Origin of the sequence: Pseudomonas sp. 31-12 (assembly GCF_003151075.1) — a bacterium.
Lineage (GTDB): Bacteria > Pseudomonadota > Gammaproteobacteria > Pseudomonadales > Pseudomonadaceae > Aquipseudomonas.
The window spans coordinates 5,743,181-5,760,955 of the sequence record NZ_CP029482.1 but is presented as its reverse complement, the minus strand read 5'-3'; the positions used below and the strand labels follow the sequence as shown (position 1 = coordinate 5,760,955).

14 protein-coding genes are annotated in these 17,775 nt (G+C 59.7%); 6 read left to right on the top strand and 8 right to left on the bottom strand.

Annotated features, from left to right (window positions below):
• The 4 genes from DJ564_RS27140 (at position 1) to lpxC (ending at position 4,434) form a co-directional block, all read left to right on the top strand.
• A complete protein-coding gene (locus DJ564_RS27140; RefSeq protein ID WP_109634700.1) occupies positions 1-870 on the top strand; it encodes a cell division protein FtsQ/DivIB in 870 nt (289 codons plus the stop codon).
• 15 nt (positions 871-885) lie between these two features.
• Positions 886-2,145 carry a cell division protein FtsA gene (gene ftsA, locus DJ564_RS27135; protein ID WP_033061341.1) on the top strand — a complete coding sequence of 420 codons (1,260 nt, stop codon included), beginning with the start codon at positions 886-888 and terminating at the stop codon, positions 2,143-2,145.
• A gap of 71 nt (positions 2,146-2,216) precedes the next feature.
• The gene (gene ftsZ, locus DJ564_RS27130; protein ID WP_007943486.1) at positions 2,217-3,410 is read left to right on the top strand and encodes a cell division protein FtsZ; all 1,194 of its coding nucleotides are present in this window, start codon (positions 2,217-2,219) and stop codon (positions 3,408-3,410) included.
• A 112-nt stretch (positions 3,411-3,522) separates the two neighbouring features.
• Positions 3,523-4,434 carry a UDP-3-O-acyl-N-acetylglucosamine deacetylase gene (gene lpxC / locus DJ564_RS27125; RefSeq protein ID WP_095130494.1) on the top strand — a complete coding sequence of 304 codons (912 nt, stop codon included), beginning with the start codon at positions 3,523-3,525 and terminating at the stop codon, positions 4,432-4,434.
• A 192-nt stretch (positions 4,435-4,626) separates the two neighbouring features.
• On the opposite strand, the gene DJ564_RS27120 is transcribed toward lpxC, so the two are convergent.
• From DJ564_RS27120 to DJ564_RS27090, 7 genes are all read right to left on the bottom strand, one after another.
• Positions 4,627-6,123, bottom strand: a complete 1,497-nt coding sequence (locus DJ564_RS27120) for a sensor domain-containing diguanylate cyclase (RefSeq protein WP_109634698.1) — start codon at positions 6,121-6,123, stop codon at positions 4,627-4,629.
• Between the two features lie 148 nt (positions 6,124-6,271).
• Complete coding sequence (locus DJ564_RS27115) at positions 6,272-7,609, bottom strand: OprD family porin (protein ID WP_109634696.1); 1,338 nt, start codon at positions 7,607-7,609, stop codon at positions 6,272-6,274.
• 194 nt (positions 7,610-7,803) lie between these two features.
• A complete protein-coding gene (locus DJ564_RS32970; RefSeq protein ID WP_109634694.1) occupies positions 7,804-8,028 on the bottom strand; it encodes a hypothetical protein in 225 nt (74 codons plus the stop codon).
• A gap of 287 nt (positions 8,029-8,315) precedes the next feature.
• On the bottom strand, positions 8,316-9,677 hold the full coding sequence (locus tag DJ564_RS27105; protein WP_109634693.1) for a heavy metal sensor histidine kinase: 1,362 nt from the start codon (positions 9,675-9,677) through the stop codon (positions 8,316-8,318).
• The gene (locus DJ564_RS27100; RefSeq protein ID WP_003228008.1) at positions 9,667-10,344 is read right to left on the bottom strand and encodes a heavy metal response regulator transcription factor; all 678 of its coding nucleotides are present in this window, start codon (positions 10,342-10,344) and stop codon (positions 9,667-9,669) included. Before DJ564_RS27100 ends, DJ564_RS27105 begins: the two co-directional genes overlap by 11 nt.
• Before the next feature lie 9 nt (positions 10,345-10,353).
• On the bottom strand, positions 10,354-13,455 hold the full coding sequence (locus DJ564_RS27095; protein ID WP_109634691.1) for a multidrug efflux RND transporter permease subunit: 3,102 nt from the start codon (positions 13,453-13,455) through the stop codon (positions 10,354-10,356).
• Positions 13,452-14,612, bottom strand: coding sequence for an efflux RND transporter periplasmic adaptor subunit (locus DJ564_RS27090; RefSeq protein ID WP_109634690.1), 1,161 nt, complete (start codon positions 14,610-14,612; stop codon positions 13,452-13,454). The genes DJ564_RS27095 and DJ564_RS27090 overlap by 4 nt, the downstream gene beginning before the upstream one ends.
• Positions 14,613-15,998: 1,386 nt before the next feature.
• On the opposite strand from DJ564_RS27090, the gene DJ564_RS27080 reads away from it, so the two are divergent.
• Positions 15,999-16,370: a DUF6124 family protein gene (locus DJ564_RS27080; RefSeq protein WP_109634688.1), complete on the top strand. Its 372-nt coding sequence runs from the start codon at positions 15,999-16,001 to the stop codon at positions 16,368-16,370.
• Between the two features lie 232 nt (positions 16,371-16,602).
• Positions 16,603-16,860 (top strand): hypothetical protein, encoded by a 258-nt coding sequence (locus DJ564_RS27075; protein WP_109634687.1) that lies wholly within the window; start codon positions 16,603-16,605, stop codon positions 16,858-16,860.
• 155 nt (positions 16,861-17,015) lie between these two features.
• Here the strand turns inward: DJ564_RS27075 and DJ564_RS27070 are convergent, their stop codons facing one another.
• A complete protein-coding gene (locus DJ564_RS27070; protein ID WP_109636219.1) occupies positions 17,016-17,765 on the bottom strand; it encodes a YkgJ family cysteine cluster protein in 750 nt (249 codons plus the stop codon).
• Positions 17,766-17,775 lie beyond the last annotated feature (10 nt).

The window sequence follows — 17,775 nt, the reverse complement described above, 5'->3', positions numbered from 1 at the left end:
ATGCAAGGCGCACAGCTGAGACATCAGCCCCCTCCAGCACCCGGCCGCAAGCCGGTGCCTCGGGGTGCCAGCCGAATGGTGGCTAAAGAGCCGATGTCTGCGCGCCTGCCGAAAGCCAATTTTGGTTTTCTGAAAAGCCTGTTCTGGCCGGTGCTGTTGGTGGCGCTGGGGTTCGGCACTTACGAAGGCGCGCAGCGTTTGCTGCCGTACGCCGACCGGCCGATCAGCAAAATCGCGGTGCAGGGCGACTTGAGTTACATCAGCCAGCAAGCGGTGCAGCAGCGGATCGCCCCGTACGTGGCGTCGAGCTTCTTCACCATCGACCTTGCGAGCATGCGCACCGAGCTTGAAACGATGCCATGGATTGCCCACGCCGAAGTGCGCAGGGTGTGGCCGGATCAAGTGGTGATCCGCCTGGAAGAACAACTGCCGGTGGCACGTTGGGGCGATGAATCGCTGTTGAACAACCAGGGTCAGGCGTTCACCCCGCGTGAGCTGGCGAACTACGAACACTTGCCACAGCTGTTCGGCCCACAACGGGCTCAACAGCAGGTAATGCAGCAATACCAGGTGCTGAGCCAGATGCTCAGGCCGTTGGGCTTCTCGATTGCACGCCTGGAATTGCGTGAACGAGGCAGCTGGTTCCTGACCACCGGAGCCGGCAGTGCGGGCCCGGGGATCGAACTGCTGCTGGGACGCGGCAAGCTGGTGGAAAAGATGCGCCGCTTCATTGCCATCTACGACAAGACGCTTAAAGAACAGATTACGAACATTGCGCGCATCGATCTGCGCTACGCCAACGGCCTCGCTGTTGGCTGGCGGGAACCTGTAGCGCCCACGACAGCCCAACCCGCTGTCGCGAAGAATTAAGAAGAGGCAGGACCCATGGCAAACGTGCAAAGCGGCAAAATGATCGTCGGTCTCGATATCGGCACCTCCAAGGTGGTGGCGCTGGTCGGCGAGGTCTCGGACGACGGCACGCTGGAAATCGTCGGGATCGGCACTCATCCGTCCCGTGGCCTGAAGAAAGGCGTGGTGGTGAACATCGAGTCCACCGTGCAATCGATCCAGCGCGCGATCGAAGAAGCGCAGCTGATGGCCGGTTGCCGGATCCACTCGGCGTTCGTCGGCGTGGCGGGCAATCACATCCGCAGCCTGAACTCCCACGGCATCGTGGCGATTCGTGATCGCGAAGTCAGCTCCGCCGACCTTGAGCGCGTCCTCGATGCTGCCCAGGCCGTGGCGATCCCGGCTGACCAGCGCGTGCTGCACACCTTGCCGCAGGATTACGTGATCGATAACCAGGAAGGCGTCCGTGAGCCGCTGGGCATGTCGGGCGTGCGTCTGGAAGCCAAAGTTCATGTGGTGACTTGCGCCGTCAACGCTGCACAAAACATTGAAAAATGCGTGCGTCGCTGCGGCCTGGAAATCGACGACATCATTCTCGAGCAACTGGCTTCGGCCTATTCGGTCCTGACCGACGACGAGAAAGAGCTGGGCGTATGCCTGGTCGACATCGGCGGCGGCACCACCGACATCGCGATCTTCACCGAAGGCGCGATCCGTCACACCGCTGTGATCCCGATTGCGGGCGATCAGGTGACCAACGACATCGCCATGGCGTTGCGCACCCCGACCCAGTACGCCGAAGAAATCAAGATTCGCTACGCCTGCGCCCTGGCCAAACTGGCCGGTGCCGGTGAAACCATCAAGGTGCCAAGCGTTGGCGACCGTCCACCGCGCGAGCTGTCCCGCCAGGCTCTGGCCGAAGTGGTCGAGCCGCGTTACGACGAACTGTTCACGCTGATCCAGGCCGAACTGCGCCGCAGCGGCTACGAAGACCTTATCCCGGCCGGCATCGTGCTGACCGGCGGTACCTCGAAAATGGAAGGCGCGGTCGAACTGGCCGAAGAGATCTTCCACATGCCGGTCCGCCTGGGCGTGCCTCACGGCGTCAAGGGCCTGGACGATGTGGTGCGCAACCCGATTTATTCCACGGGCGTTGGCCTGTTGATGTACGGCCTGCAGAAGCAGTCCGACGGGATTTCGTTCTCGGGCATCAGCAGCCGCGACAGCTACAGCAATGAAGAACCGAAAGTCGCCTTGCTCGATCGCTTCAAGAGCTGGGTACAAGGCAACTTCTGAAGATTTACCGCAGCACCGTTGTAGATACACGCAGTAGGCGAAAAAACTAGAGAACGTAAAGGAGAGGGAAAATGTTCGAACTCGTAGACAACATCCCCGCAAGCCCGGTAATCAAAGTTATCGGTGTTGGCGGAGGCGGCGGCAACGCTGTCAACCACATGGTCAAGAGCAACATTGAAGGCGTTGAATTCATCTGCGCCAACACTGATGCCCAGGCGCTGAAATCCATCGGCGCGCGGACCATCCTGCAACTCGGTACCGGTGTGACCAAAGGTCTGGGCGCCGGCGCCAACCCTGAAGTAGGTCGTCAGGCCGCTCTCGAAGATCGCGAGCGCATTGCCGAAGTCCTGCAGGGCACCAATATGGTGTTCATCACCACAGGCATGGGCGGTGGTACCGGTACCGGTGCTGCGCCAATCATTGCTGAAGTGGCCAAGGAAATGGGGATTCTCACCGTTGCGGTGGTGACTCGTCCGTTCCCGTTCGAAGGCCGCAAGCGCATGCAGATCGCCGACGAAGGTATCCGTCTGCTGTCTGAAAGCGTCGACTCGTTGATCACCATTCCCAACGAGAAACTGCTGACCATCCTTGGCAAGGACGCAAGCCTGCTGTCCGCGTTCGCCAAGGCTGACGATGTACTGGCCGGTGCCGTTCGCGGTATCTCCGACATAATCAAACGTCCGGGCATGATCAACGTCGACTTTGCCGACGTACGCACCGTGATGAGCGAAATGGGCATGGCGATGATGGGTACTGGCTGCGCCAGCGGTCCGAACCGTGCACGTGAGGCCACCGAAGCGGCCATTCGCAACCCATTGCTCGAAGACGTGAACCTGCAAGGTGCACGCGGCATCCTGGTGAACATCACCGCCGGTCCTGACCTGTCCCTGGGTGAGTACTCCGACGTGGGTAGCATCATCGAAGCCTTCGCTTCCGAGCACGCGATGGTCAAGGTCGGTACCGTTATCGATCCGGACATGCGCGACGAGCTGCACGTGACTGTGGTTGCCACGGGTCTGGGCGCAAAAATCGAGAAGCCTGTGAAGGTCATCGACAACACCGTTCACACCTCGATGGCTTCGCAGCCGCAACAATCGGCGCCCGCTCGTCAGGAACAACCGGCGGTAAACTACCGTGATCTGGACCGTCCGACCGTCATGCGCAACCAGGCTCAGGCCGGTGCTGCGACTGCCGCGAAGATGAATCCGCAAGATGATCTGGATTACCTGGACATCCCGGCTTTCCTGCGTCGTCAGGCTGATTGATGGAATGTATCAGGGCTATGAAGGTGATTGGTGTTCAGCAAAGGTCTGGTCTGCTATTATCGCCAGCCTTTGTTGATACCAGTTCGCAATTTGCGCTGAAGCGGCCCAAGCCATGATTAAACAACGCACACTGAAAAATATTATCCGTGCTACAGGTGTAGGCCTGCACTCCGGGGAAAAGGTATACCTGACCCTCAAGCCCGCACCTATCGACACCGGCATTGTGTTTGTTCGTGCCGACCTCGATCCGGTCGTGCAGATTCCTGCCCGCGCGGAAAACGTTGGTGAAACCACGATGTCGACCACATTGGTCAGTGGTGACACCAAAGTGGATACGGTGGAGCACTTGCTCTCGGCCATGGCTGGCCTGGGCATCGATAACGCCTACGTCGAGCTCTCCGCGTCTGAAGTCCCGATCATGGATGGTAGCGCTGGACCCTTCGTATTTCTGATTCAGTCGGCGGGCCTGGAAGAACAGGACGCCGCCAAGAAGTTCATCCGGATCTTGCGGGAAGTGACAGTGGAAGACGGCGACAAGCGCGCCACTTTCGTCCCTTTCGAAGGTTTCAAAGTGAGCTTCGAGATCGATTTCGATCACCCGGTTTTCCGTGACCGCACACAAAGTGCAAGCGTGGATTTTTCCAGTACTTCGTTCGTAAAAGAAGTCAGCCGCGCCCGTACCTTTGGTTTCATGAGTGACATCGAGTACCTGCGCAAGCACAACCTCGCACTCGGCGGCAGCGTTGAAAACGCTATTGTGGTCGACGCGGATGGTGTACTGAACGAAGACGGCCTTCGCTATGAAGACGAATTCGTGAAGCACAAGATCCTCGATGCAATTGGTGACCTCTACCTGCTGGGCAATAGCCTGATTGGTGAGTTCAAGGGCTTCAAGTCCGGACATGCATTGAACAACCAGCTGCTGCGCAAGTTGATTGAGCAGACAGATGCTTGGGAAGTCGTGACTTTCGAAGACGCCAGCACAGCACCGATCTCTTACATGCGTCCCGTTGCGGCCGTGTAAGTAAAAAAACCTCTCTAGTTTTTAAAGGCTGCCTTCGGGTGGCCTTTTTTTATGCGCTGATTTTGCGGTGTCCGGGCTGGCCCCTTCGCGAGCAAGCCCGCTCCCACATTAAACCGCGTCCGTCTGGGCAACTCGGTCAATTGTGGGAGCGGGCTTGCTCGCGAAGGGGCCGCTCGCATCAGCACAATAACTTCAGACAGAAGCCACAACCCGATTCCGACCACCTTCCTTCGCCTGATACAGCGCCTTGTCCGCTGCGAACAGCAAACTCTCCAGGCTGATATCTGTCGCTGTCGTCCAGGTGCTGATCCCGATACTGACAGTCATCGGCGACTCGGCGCCCTCAACCATCGGCAACTGCTCAACCGCCTTGCGGATGTTTTCGGCAAGCTGCCGCGCACCCGCGCTATCGGTTTCCGCCAAGATCACCGAAAACTCCTCGCCGCCGTAACGGGCAGCCAGGTCCGCCGGTCGTCGGACGTTAGCGCTGATGACATTGGCCAACGAGCGCAGTGCTTGGTCGCCGGCTTGATGGCCATGGCGGTCGTTGAACGCCTTGAAGTGATCGGCATCGATCATCATCACCGACAACGGCATGCCGGAACGTTGGGCACGAAACCATTCGTGGCGCAGGGCCTGATCCAGTGTTCGGCGGTTGGCCAGGCCGGTCAACGCGTCGGTGGCGGCCAGTTGCGCCAACTCGTGTTCGGCGTGGTGTCGCCGACGCAGTTCCCGGCGAAGCAACCATGTCAGCCACAGCAGGCTCACGCACAAGGCCATGGTTGCAGAGCTGACCACCACCGCCGTGCGCTTCCAGGCCGCAAAGACTTCATTACTGGACAGCGCAACGACGACGATCAATGGCAAATTTCCGACCTTGGAGAAGGTATACAGGCGCTTGTCACGGTATAGATCGGACATGCTGGTGAAGCTGCCGTTGCCTTCTTTGACGATGCGCTGGAAATTGGGGCGGTTGCTGAAATCCTTGCCGACCAGCTCTTCGGCCAGACGGGGTTGCTGGGCCAGGAGAATCCCGTTCTTGCTGATCAGATTGACCGTGCTGTCGCGGCCGATGCTTAAACTGTTGAACAACTGATCGAAGTAACTCAAGCGCATGGCGGCTTCGGCGACCCCCAGAAACTCACCCTGGGACCCGCTCACCCGTCGACTGAAACTGATACGCCAATCCTGTTCTGGCGCCCTGGCCCTGAAGGGGGGGCTGATGAACATGCCCGGGTCCGGGTTGTTCACGTGAGACTGGAAGTATTCGCGGTCGGCGTAGTTGCCTTGCCTGGGCTCCACCGAAGCCGAGTCGGCGATCACGTCTCCCTTGTTGTCGAGCAACAAAATGTTGCCCTTGTACGGCGCGGCAGTGGCGCGGTCGAAATAGGCCATATGGCGAATGGCTGGAGAAACGCTCTTGAGGTCTTCTCGCCGGGAGGCGGCGATCAAACCCAGCAGGGAAATATCATAGAGTTCGACATTGCGCAGCACATCGGCGTCGATCAATTGCACGATGTTGTTGGCGGCGCGAGTGGCGGACAACTCGGCATTGGCGCGTTCACGGATCAGCAGGAAGGTCACGATGCTGAGTATCGCAACCACCAACAGCATACTGCCGAGAATAAGAAGTCGCTCCGATCGTGTCGAGCCGATCGGATCTTGAGATTTCACACTGCTCACACTCATGGTTCTGACTTCTGCAAATAAGGTGTTATGAAAGTTTTCTTACAAGAATCGGGCAGAGTCCCAGAAACCGGTCGCGTCCAGAGCGCTTGTATAAATGGCGGATAAAAAAAAGACCAGCAAAACATGCTGGCCTTTTGCTTAATAAAGCTTAGAAGACATTCAGCGGGTAGTCGACGATCACCCGGTATTCATCGGTGTCTTGATCCAGCGCGCCGTAGCCATTGCCGCCACGGTTGGTAGCCCATTGCAGGCGTACCGCCAGATCCTTGGCCTTGCCGCCCTGGACCACGTACTTCAGATCGACGTCACGCTCCCAGTGCTTGGCATTTTTGCCGTCGGCGCTGTACCACGAGGCGTAACCGTGGCTGTCCGGATCGACTTTGGTCAAGTCCAGTTCGCCCCGGGAGTACGACAGTGCCGAGGTCAGGCCGGGCAGGCCGAGGCCGGCAAAGTCGTAGGCGTACTTGAGCTTCCACGAGCGCTCGTTCGGGCCGTTGAAGTCCGAATACTGCTGGGAGTTGTCGAGGAACACGCTGTCGCCCTGGCTGATGTAGTCGAACGGCGTGTTGCCGTTGACCCGCTGATACGCCGCCGTAACGCTGTGAAAGCCCACGCCGACGGTGAAATGCAGGCTGTAGGTGTTGTTGTCGATGTTGCCCAGCAGCGCATCACCGGTGTCTTGCGTGTGATAGAAGTGCAGGCCCGGGTTGAGGCTGACCAGGTCGTTCAGCGCGTAGGTGTAATCCAGGTCGTAGTAGTACTGGTTCCAGATGTCCTTGAGTTCGGACGCATACAGGCTGCTGGTCAATCCCGGCAGACCGCTCCAGGCCACGCCGGCCCAGTTCAGGTGCTGACTGTCGTCACCGTCCGCCAGGCTGCCGTAGGAAGTGCCGATGCGCGTGTGACCGCTCTGGTTGTACGGCTTGGTGAAGCTCGCCTGGCCACCTTCGATCAGGAAGCCGTCGAAGCTGTGGTTGGTCAGGCTGACGCCACGAAAGGTCTGCGGCAGCATGCGGGTTTCACCGCCGGCAATCACCGGGTTGGCGAGGAACAGGTCGCCGGCCTTCAACTCGGTATCAAAGGCGCGCATTTTCAACGTTCCCCCTGCGGTCGAGAACGACCCCGGCGCTTTGCCGTTGCCATCGCCGATCGGCAGGATGCTTGAGCCATCCGTGCCGCCACCGCCGTCGAGCTTGAGCCCGAGCATGGCGTGGGCATCAACGCCGAAGCCGACGGTGCCTTGGGTGAAACCCGATTCAAAGATGCCGAGGAAACCCTGGCCCCATTCGATGTTGTCGTCCGCCTGCTGCAGGCGGTTGCGGTTCATGTAGTAGTTACGGGCATTGAGGTTGAGGCTCGAACCTTGCACAAAACCTTCATGGCTGGATTCGTCGGCGGCGTCGGCGGCGTCGGCGGCGTGGGCGGCGGGGGGCATCGTTGCAGCGATTGCAATGAACAGCGGGGTGCAGCGGAGAGGGAAACGCACTTGCGGAAAAGCTCCTTGGGTCAACTAAGCACTTCGTATGCATGAAGTACAAAATGTTCTTGTTAGTGAAGACGAACCGGACGGTGTTTAAACCACAACGAAAAAAAGCCGCTGATAGCAGCGGCTTTGAAGACAACTTTTCAAAGGGAAGAGCCGATGAAAAGTGTCGAGGGAAAAGGAGCGAATACGCGGGATCAGCTGTCTTTCTCAACCCGTTGCTGGGTCGTAGAGGTGGACGTTTGAGGGGTTTGCGCAGCGTCCTGGGCCTTGGCTGTCATTTCGCTCTGATGCTCTTCATACGCCGCGGCGCGCGCTGCATTTTGCGCGACGAACGTTTGCGACTCTTCAGCCAGGGCGAACGGAGACAGGAATAAAGAGGACAAAACGAAAGCGCTGGCAATACCCATAGTGTTGGACATCTTTAAAACCTTCTTGCTTGGCAAGTGCTGTTTGGTGCGGCAAAGATAAGGGGGATTGGAGAAGGGAAAAAGAGCGGATTCATGAAAGGACTGTTGCGCTAAAAGCAACAGTCGAGCTTTGCGTTGTAGCGAAAGGGGGAGAGGGGAAAGGGAGCTGATCTCGATTGCATTCAAAACCTGAGTTCGACTCAATATTTCAGGTCGATGTCACTCGAAAAAACACCTCGGTCGGTCCCCTCTACCTCTGGGAGAGGGTTAGGGTGAGGGGGGGCACGAGTCGAACTCTGTCAGACCGGGAGGTGGATGCCGAAGGTATTCATGCCGTGATCACTGCGCACAAACACATCCCCGCCATGCATCAGCGCAATCGCCTTGACGATTGCCAGCCCTAACCCGTGGTTGTTGCCACTGTTACTGCGCGAGGCATCCACCCGATAAAAGCGCTCGAACAAGCGCGGCAGATGCTCGCTGGCAATCGGCGACCCGGGGTTGGCTACGCCGATACTGACCTGATGATCCTCAACCTCGATTCGCACCTCGATCACTTGCCCAGGCCCGGTGTGCTGCACCGCATTGCTCAGCAAATTGATCAACGCCCGGCGCAGATGAGCAATTTCGATCCGCACCTGCGCATCACCACTGACCTGCACCTGAACCTGCGCGTCCTCCAGAATGAAATCCAGATACTCCAACGTCGTCGCCACTTCATCGGCCAGCGAGGTGGAGGTCAGTTTGGTCGCCTTGCTGCCCTGATCCGCGCTGGCAAGAAACAGCATGTCATTGATGATCGAACGCAGCCGCTCCAGTTCTTCAAGGTTCGATTGCAACACTTCGAAGTAGTGTTCCGCCGAGCGTCCACGGGTCAGTGCGACCTGGGTCTGGCCGATCAGGTTGGTCAGGGGCGAGCGCAGTTCATGGGCGACGTCGGCGTTGAACGACTCAAGGCGCGAATAGGCCTGTTCGACCCGCTCCAGGGTCGAGTTGAACGAATTGACGAATTGATTCAGCTCCGGCGGCAAAGGCGATAAGCGCAAGCGCCCGGAACGCAACGGCGGCGCCAGTCGCTGGGCTTCCTGCGACAACTTGATCAACGGTTTGAGACCAATGCGCGCCACCCAATAACCCAGCGCCGACGCCAGCAACACACCGACAATCGCCAGGCTGATCAGCGCGATCAGCAGATGATGCTGGGTCTGGAGAAACGTCTCGGTGTCGATGCCGATCATGAAGCGCAGCGGCGGACGTTGGTCCTTGGCCGGGAACTGGCTCACCAACACTTTCAGCGGATAAGGCTGGTCCGGCAACATGTCGCGCATCCCCAGCGGCCCTTCGGCGAAGGCGCGGATTTGCGGCGTCAGGTTGCCGTATTCATAGTGCGGATCGCCGCTGATGATCCAGAAACTGATGCGCTTGTCTTCTTCACCGAGCAACTTGAGCTTGTTGTTGATCTTCACCCAATGCTCGGGTGTGCCGTAACGCCCGACGGTGGATTCGAGCACGCTGTAACGCGCATCCAGCTCCGCCTCTGGCAGCAAACCCAGGCCCTTATCGACCTGCTGGTACAAGGCCCAGCCGATCAACAGAAACACCAGAAGCGCCACCAGCGTGAACATGCCGCTGAGGCGCAGGGCAATCGAATTACTGGACACCGCGGCTCTCCAGCACATAACCCATGCCACGGATCGTGTGCAGCAGTTTTTCGTCGAACGGCCCGTCGAGTTTGGCCCGCAGGCGTTTGATCGCGACTTCGACGACGTTGGCGTCGCTGTCGAAATTGATGTCCCAGACCATTTCGGCAATCGCCGTTTTCGAGAGGATTTCACCCTGCCGACGGGCCAGCACGCTGAGCAGCGAGAACTCCTTGGCGGTCAGGTCCAGACGGGTGCCGGCACGGGTGGCCTTGCGGCTGATCAAATCTATCCACAGATCGGCGATGCTCACTTGCACCGGTTCATGGCCGCCACTGCGCCGGGTCAACGCTTGCAGTCGCGCGACCAGTTCAAGGAAAGAAAACGGTTTGCCGAGGTAATCGTCGGCACCGTCGCGCAGGCCTCTGATGCGGTCTTCGACACGCTCGCGGGCGGTGAGCATGATCACCGGGGTTTGCTTGCGCGCACGCAGCGCGCGCAGTACGCCGAAGCCATCGAGGCCCGGCAGCATGACGTCGAGGACGATCACCGCGTAGTCGCTTTCCAGCGCCAGGTGCAGGCCTTCGACGCCGTCACGCGCCAGGTCCACGGTGTAACCCTGTTCCGTCAGGCCGCGGTGCAAGTAGTCCGCGGTTTTTTCTTCATCTTCGATAATCAGAACGCGCATGACCCCGCCTCAGTCTGTGGTTGCCAGCGCCGGCATCGGTGCGGGTTTGGGCTTATGGAAAAGCCGCTCCAGCCACAAGTATATGACCGGAGTGGTGAACAGCGTCAGCGCCTGGCTCACCAGCAAGCCGCCGACCACCGCGATGCCCAATGGTTGGCGCAGTTCGGCGCCAGCGCCGTAGCCGAGCATCAGCGGCAGCGCGCCGAGCAGGGCGGCGAGGGTGGTCATGATGATGGGTCGGAATCGTGTGATACAGGCCTGGTAAATCGCCTCTTCCGGTGGCAAACCGCCCTTACGCTGGGCTTCGAGGGCGAAGTCGATCATCAGGATGCCGTTCTTCTTCACGATGCCGATCAGCAACACCAGCCCGATCAACGCCATGATCGAAAAGTCCTGGCCGCAGATCCACAGCATGATCACCGCGCCGAGGCCTGCCGACGGCAGGGTCGAGATGATGGTCAGCGGATGGACGAAGCTCTCGTAGAGCACGCCGAGAATGATGTACACCGCCACTAGCGCCGCCAGGATCAACCACGGCTGGCTGGCCAGGGAACTCTGGAACGCTTGCGCCGCGCCCTGGAAGTTGCCGCTCATGGCCGCCGGCATGCCGATCTCGGCCTTGGCCTGGTTGAGCATGATCACCGCATCGCCCAACGCCACGCCGGGCGCGAGGTTGAACGAAAGGTTGGCGGCCGGGAACATGCCGTCATGGGCGATGGACAGCGGGCCGACCGTTGGCGCATCGAATTTGGCCAGCGCCGACAGTGGCACCATTTCTCCGCTCAGGGGCGAGCGCAGGTAGAAATAGTTGAGGCTTTCGGCCTTGCCGCGTTGCTTGGTGTCCAGTTCCAGAATCACGTTGTACTGGTTGATCTGGGTCTGGAACTCGTTGATTTGCCGCTGGCCAAACGCGTCGTACAGCGCTTCGTCGACGTCACTGGCAGTCAGGCCGAAACGCGCCGCGGCGCTGCGGTCGATGCTGATGTGGGTGATGCTGCCGCCCAGTTGCAGGTCGTTGGAAATGTCGCGGAACGCCGGGTTGGCGCGCAGTTTTTCCGTGAGGCGCTGGGTCCAGGTGCTGAGGGTCGCGCCGTCGTTGCTCTTGAGTACGTATTGGTATTGCGCGCGGCTCGGGCCGGAGCTGAGGTTGATGTCCTGGCCGGCGCGCAAATAGAGCACGATGCCCGGGACTTTCATCAGTTGCGGACGAATCCGGTCGATGAACTGGCTGGCCGAAACGTCGCGGTCGCCGCGTTTTTTCAGGGCGATCCAGAAGCGACCGTTGGCGATGGTCTGGTTACTGCCCGAGACGCCCACCGAGTGGGAAAACGCCTGGACCGCAGGGTCCGCCGCGACGATTTCGGCCATCGCCAGGTGTTTTTTCACCATGTCGCCGTAGGAAATATCGGCGGCGGCTTCCGTGGTGCCGAGGACAAAACCGGTGTCCTGCACCGGGAAGAAGCCTTTGGGGATAAAGATGTAACCGGCGACCGCCAGGCCCAAAGACAGAAAGAAAACGCTGATCATCAGCTTTTGATGGGAGAGGGCGCGGCGCAGAAGTTTTTCATAGCCTGCCAGCAAGCGATCGCCAAATGTAGGTTTGCTGTGGGCGTGATGCACCGGCGCACGCATGAACAGCGCGGCCAAGGTCGGCGCCAATGTCAGTGACACCACCACTGAAATCATGATGGTCGAGGTGGCGGTCAGGGCGAATTCCTTGAACAGCCGCCCGACCACGCCGCCCATGAACAGCAGCGGAATGAACGCCGCCACCAGCGAGAAGCTGATCGAGACCACCGTAAAACCAATCTCGCCGGCGCCCTTGATCGCCGCCTCGCGCATGCCGTCGCCGGCCTCGAGATGGCGGTGAATGTTCTCCACCACCACAATCGCATCGTCGACCACAAACCCCACGGCCACCACGATCGCCACCAGCGTCAGGTTGTTCAGGCTGAAGCCCATGATGTACATCAGGGCGAAACTGGCGACCAGCGAAACACCCAATACGGCGGACACGATCAGGGTTGCCGACCACTGGCGCAGGAACAGCGCCATCACCGCCACCACCAGCATGATCGCGATCAGCAGGGTGACTTCCACTTCATGCAACGACGCGCGGATGGTCTGCGTGCGGTCGACCAGCACCTTGACCTGCACCGAAGCCGGCAGCATGGCTTCGAGGCCGGGCAGGGCGGCCTGGATGCGATCCACGGTTTCAACGATGTTGGCGCCCGGTTGCCGGGAAATCACCAGGTTCACCCCCGGCTTGTCACCGGCCCAGGCTTGCACGTAGGCATTTTCCGAGCCGTTGACGACATTGGCGACATCCTTGAGGTGAACCGGGGCACCGTCCTTGTAGGAAATGATGAGCTGGCTGTATTCCTCGGGATGGAACAGCTGATCGTTGGTCGACAGCGTGGAAATGCTCGACTCACCGTACAACGCACCTTTGGCCAGGTTGAGGCTGGCCTGCTGGATCGCCAGGCGAATGTCCGCCAGTGTCAGGCCAATAGCCGCGATTTTGTCCGCCGAGGCTTGAACGCGGATCGCCGGACGTTGCTGACCGGTGATGTTGATTTGGCCTACGCCGTCGATCTGACTGATCTGACGCGAGAGCAGGGTTTCCACCAGGTCGCTGAGTTCCGTGCCGGGCATTTGCGTCGAGTTGACGCTGAGGATCAGCACCGGGCTATCGGCCGGGTTGACCTTGCGCCACGTCGGCAGGTTCGGCATGTCCTTGGGCAGTTTACCGGCGGCGGTGTTGATCGCGGCCTGCACTTCCTGGGCGGCGGTGTCGATGCTTTTATCGAGGGTGAATTGCAGGGTCAGGTTGGTCGAGCCGAGGGCGCTGCTCGAGGTCATCTGGGTCACGCCGGGGATGGCGCTGAATTGCACTTCAAGGGGCGTTGCCACCGATGACGCCATGGTTTCGGGGCTGGCACCGGGCAGTTGCGCAGCGACCTGGATAGTCGGAAATTCGGCTTCCGGCAGCGGCGCGATGGGCAGGCGCGGGAAAGCGATAACGCCGAGCAATACCAGGGCAAAGGTCAGCAGGATCGTCGCCACCGGATGATCGATGCACCAGGCCGAGACCGAGCCGTGGCCCTTCATGGCTTGGGCTCCGATTGCACCACTTGCGGCGGCTCGGTCAGCACCTGCACGGTCGAGCCGGGTTTGAGCCGCGACTGGCCGTCGCTGACCAGCACGTCACCCGGTTTCACGCCTTTGATGATGTCCTGACCGCTGCCTTGGTGGACCATTTGGACGGTGACGGTTTCGACCTTGTCGCCGTTGACCCGGTACACGAAATGTTGATCGAGGCCACGCTGTACGACGGTGGGCGGGACCACCAGCGCATCTTTATCCAGGGCTGTCTGAATTTTTACCGTCACCAGCAGGCCCGGCCAGAGTTTCTGCCCGGGGTTGTTGAATTCGGCCTTGGCGCGGATGGTCCCGGTGTTGGCGTTGATCTGGTTGTCGATCAGGGTCAGGTGGCCTTCGCCCAGCAGGTTGCCGGTTTCGCCGTCGGTGTCGGCGCCGATGTAAGCCTTCACTTGTGCACGCTCGGGGTCGCCGATCAGGCCTTGCAGGGTCGGCAGCATTTGTTGCGGCAGGGAGAACTCGACGGCGATCGGGTCGATCTGCGTCACGGTGAACAGGCCCTGGGTGTCGGTCATGCGCAGGAAGTTGCCTTCGTCGACCGTGCGAATACCGACGCGGCCGGTGACCGGGGAGCGAATCTGTGTGTAGGAAAGCTGCACCTGAGCGGCGTCGATTGACGCTTGATTGCCTTGGGCGGTGGCTTTGAGCTGGTTGACCAGGGCTTGTTGCTGGTCATAGGTCTGTTTGGATACGCCGTCGTCGACGCTCAGCAGTTTGTAGCGCTTGAGGTTGACCAGGGCGACTTGCAGTTGGGCCTGGCTTTCGCCCAATTGGGCCCGGGCCTGGTCGAGGCTGGCACGGATCGAGCGGTCGTCGATGGTGGCGAGCAGGTCGCCTTGTTTCACCCGTTGGCCTTCTTTGACCAGGATTTTGGTGAGGATGCCGTCGATTTGCGGACGAACTACCACGCTGTGCAGGGACAGGACCGAGCCGATGCCGCTGACATAGCGGGGGACGTCTTTTTCGGTGACGCTGACGACCCGAACCGGGATTGCCGTGGGCGCGGCGAGTTTGGCGGTGGCGGGTTTGGTGGCGTACCACGCGCCTCCTGCTGCCAGGGCAATCAGCAGACCTGCGATCAAGGCGGGTTTTTTCTGAATTCGCATGCGAGGGGGGCGCCGGGCTGGGTGGTCGGAGTCGGGTCAGGTTTATACCCTCCTTTATAAACCTGTTCGCTGGTCAGGAAGGTGACTGCTAACTGACGGCGCTGTCAGTTTGGGCTTGGCGGCCTGTGGGCCGACCATGTTGTGGTTGATCGGGTGCATATCCATTCCAGCGGTAACGGCCACTTAGGGTTTCGCCCTTACGGCGACTCACTTTTTTTACAAGCGCCTAAAAAAAGTAAGCAAAAAAACGCTCGCCCCAAGCGTCCGGCCCCTCGCTAAGGCTCGGCGTTCCTTCGCTCCGGTATCCATCCGGGGACACTGCCCTCCGGTCTGCTTCGCGACGACCTACATGCAGCGTGTTCGACTGCGTCGAACGGCGCTACGCGCCACTCCCCGGATGAACACCTCCACTCAGCCTCCCGAAGGGGCGGGTGGATCAAGATCAAAAGCTGCAGGCGAGCTAACGCTCGGCCTGATGAGTGGTGAGAAGCGAGCGGTACACGCCGATTCCTGTGGGAGCTGGCTTGCCAGCGATGGCGGCCTGACAGCCGACCAATTTCTTGCAGATGTACACCAAACCCCTGTGGGAGCTGGCCTGCCAGCGATGGCGGACTGACAGCCGACCAATTTCTTGCAGATGTACACCAACCCCCTGTGGGAGCTGGCCTGCCAGCGATGGCGGCCTGACAGCCGACCAATTTCTTGCAGATGTACACCAAACCCTGTGGGAGCTGGCTTGCCAGCGATGGCGGCCTGACAGCCGACCAATTTCTTGCAGATGTACACCAAACCCTGTGGGAGCTGGCTTGCCAGCGATGGCGGCCTGACAGCCGACCAGTCTCTAGCCGATGTACACCAAACCCTGTGGGAGCTGGCTTGCCAGCGATGGCGGCCTGACAGCCGACCAATTTCTTGCAGATGTACACCAACCCCCTGTGGGAGCTGGCCTGCCAGCGATGGCGGACTGACAGTCAACCAATCTCTTCCCGTTGCCTCGATTGATCGTTCCCATGCTCCGCGTGGGAATGCCGCCCGGGACGCTCCGCGTTCCATTTTTGTGTGTTGAAAGATGTGTAAGAAACACAGTGTTTTCCCACGCATTTTTCAGGTTGCCGGGTAGGAAGCGTGTTCTCTAACCTTTGGTTGTCGCTGCAAATTCAGCGACCGGGCGTGAGATCCCCGGCAACTAGTATGCATCTAGCGCCAATGTCACCATAATTGGCGCCAGCTTATCCGCTGCCTGTAAATGCGTTATGGCGGCTGTGTGCGGGCAGACTTCGGTCTGGCCGGGTGCCTACTACCGGTGATCTCACACTGCACATAGCTGCCACCTCTTCGCCGCTTGAGATCCGGCGAATGGTGGCACCCATTTCAGTAGGAGTTTGCATGGATAAGTTAATCCCCGATCCACCCATCGACACCACCACTCCCCGCGAAGAGACCACCCAGGCCGAATCGCTGATCAAAGACCACGAAGCCATAAAACGCGCGCTCGATTACTACCTCGATCCCCCCGAGCGCTACAGCGCAAAACCGCGTCGCCCGAGCACGATGTTTGTGGTCGCCCCCGATGTTGATTCTGAAAGTCTGTTGGCCCATGCCTGTGAATCTTTGGCGTCGGCGAGTGTGATGAGCAGTGATTTTGCGATGAGTCTGGAGGGGGCGCAGCGGCATACGCTGATGGCGATTCAGCAGGTCCTCATGCTGGCGGAGTTGGCGGTGAATCGGGTGTTGGATAGGGTTGAGCTTCCGGCTTAGATTGCGTTTGGTCTGGTAAACCACGGTTTCGTTCTTCGCGAGTAAGCCCGCTCCCACAGGTACTGCGGTGTTCTTGTGGGAGCGGGCTTGCTCGCGAAGGCGGTGTGTCAGTGGACACAAAACCCGACGGACTCGCTTGCAGCGTGAAGCTTGCGGCTCTGGACACAGGTATACTGCCGCCTTTCGCGGCTCGCTGACCGGGCCCGACTTTTTGCATCACCCCGGAGCTTTCATGACTTCCCCGACACAACCGCCGGTTGCCGACGCTTTGAGCGACGACCAGGCAGACCTGCCAGACAGCGTCGACTCCAGCGCAGACAGCGAATCCAAAGCCGCGATCCCGGCGTTCAAATTCCCGTTCAAACCGGGTGATCTGGCCGCCGCGAAGAACGCCAGCCAGCCTTGGTACAAGAATGGCGCGAAGAATGGCCATACCAAGACGCCTGGGGCGGCGCCTCCTGGGACTCGTCGGTCGATGGGTAAGCGCTGAGTTTTAGCTTTTGCGGTATCTGTTATGGCCTCATCGCGGGCAAGCCCGCTCCCACAGTGGATCTTTGTCGTACACAAAATCTGTGTCTTATAGAGATCACCTGTGGGAGCGGGCTTGCCCGCGATGAGGCCATAACAGGCGACATATCTTCTGAATCAAGCCGCCCGCAACGAAATAAACGCATAGTTCACCGGCGCTTCAGTCGCCACTTGCGCTCCAGCCGCCAGCACTTGTCCGGCGATATCGTCGCCCGACACATGGAACTGCCATTCACTGTCTGAGCCCGCCAGCGGCTGACCGGCAAGCTGATCAATAACCATGGCAAACGCATTCATATCCGGCAGATAAGCCGTAAACCCATCCCCCTTCAATGCTGTAGTCCGAATCCCCAGCAACCCGCAAATCGCATCCTTGGTCTGGATGTCATCGCGATCCGCCTGACGTGAACGCTGGATCAATCCTGCCAGTTCCTGATCCACCAGCTCACCACCGATGATCAAGTCCGGGCCCTGTTCCCACGATTCGGGCGGGCATTCCTTCACTGCCGTGTTCAGCGCAATGTGCGGATTGATTTCCATCGGGTAGATGCGGCACACCAGCGGGCGGCGTTCGTAGATGCGGCAGAGGTTGTCTTCGTCAAGATTCCGGCAGGGGCCGACGTTGTAGGCGGCGAAGGTGATCGCCACGTACGCCTCGGACGTACCGCTTCGGACCACCACTGAACGGCGTTCGGCGTGTTCGCGTTGCTGCACGGGCAGGCCCAGGCCGTTGCCCAGGAAACCTTCCACCAACACGATCACCTGACCGCCGTCGGCCGCCCACATACGGGCTTCGGCCAGGGTCAGGGGCACGTGGTGGTCGTTGCAGCATTTGCCGCAACCTACGCAGGAAAATGTCGTATTCATTGAACGGCCG

Excerpts from the sequence above, each read along its gene's own strand:
- ftsZ (WP_007943486.1), top strand. The coding sequence starts at position 2,217 with ATGTTCGAACTCGTAGACAACATCCCCGCAAGCCCGGTAATCAAAGTT.
- DJ564_RS27100 (WP_003228008.1), bottom strand. The coding sequence starts at position 10,344 with ATGCGCGTTCTGATTATCGAAGATGAAGAAAAAACCGCGGACTACTTG.
- DJ564_RS27140 (WP_109634700.1), top strand. The coding sequence starts at position 1 with ATGCAAGGCGCACAGCTGAGACATCAGCCCCCTCCAGCACCCGGCCGC.
- DJ564_RS27075 (WP_109634687.1), top strand. The coding sequence starts at position 16,603 with ATGACTTCCCCGACACAACCGCCGGTTGCCGACGCTTTGAGCGACGAC.
- DJ564_RS27120 (WP_109634698.1), bottom strand. The coding sequence starts at position 6,123 with ATGAGTGTGAGCAGTGTGAAATCTCAAGATCCGATCGGCTCGACACGA.
- DJ564_RS27080 (WP_109634688.1), top strand. The coding sequence starts at position 15,999 with ATGGATAAGTTAATCCCCGATCCACCCATCGACACCACCACTCCCCGC.
- DJ564_RS27095 (WP_109634691.1), bottom strand. The coding sequence starts at position 13,455 with ATGAAGGGCCACGGCTCGGTCTCGGCCTGGTGCATCGATCATCCGGTG.
- ftsA (WP_033061341.1), top strand. The coding sequence starts at position 886 with ATGGCAAACGTGCAAAGCGGCAAAATGATCGTCGGTCTCGATATCGGC.
- lpxC (WP_095130494.1), top strand. The coding sequence starts at position 3,523 with ATGATTAAACAACGCACACTGAAAAATATTATCCGTGCTACAGGTGTA.
- DJ564_RS27090 (WP_109634690.1), bottom strand. The coding sequence starts at position 14,612 with ATGCGAATTCAGAAAAAACCCGCCTTGATCGCAGGTCTGCTGATTGCC.
- DJ564_RS27070 (WP_109636219.1), bottom strand. The coding sequence starts at position 17,765 with ATGAATACGACATTTTCCTGCGTAGGTTGCGGCAAATGCTGCAACGAC.
- DJ564_RS32970 (WP_109634694.1), bottom strand. The coding sequence starts at position 8,028 with ATGTCCAACACTATGGGTATTGCCAGCGCTTTCGTTTTGTCCTCTTTA.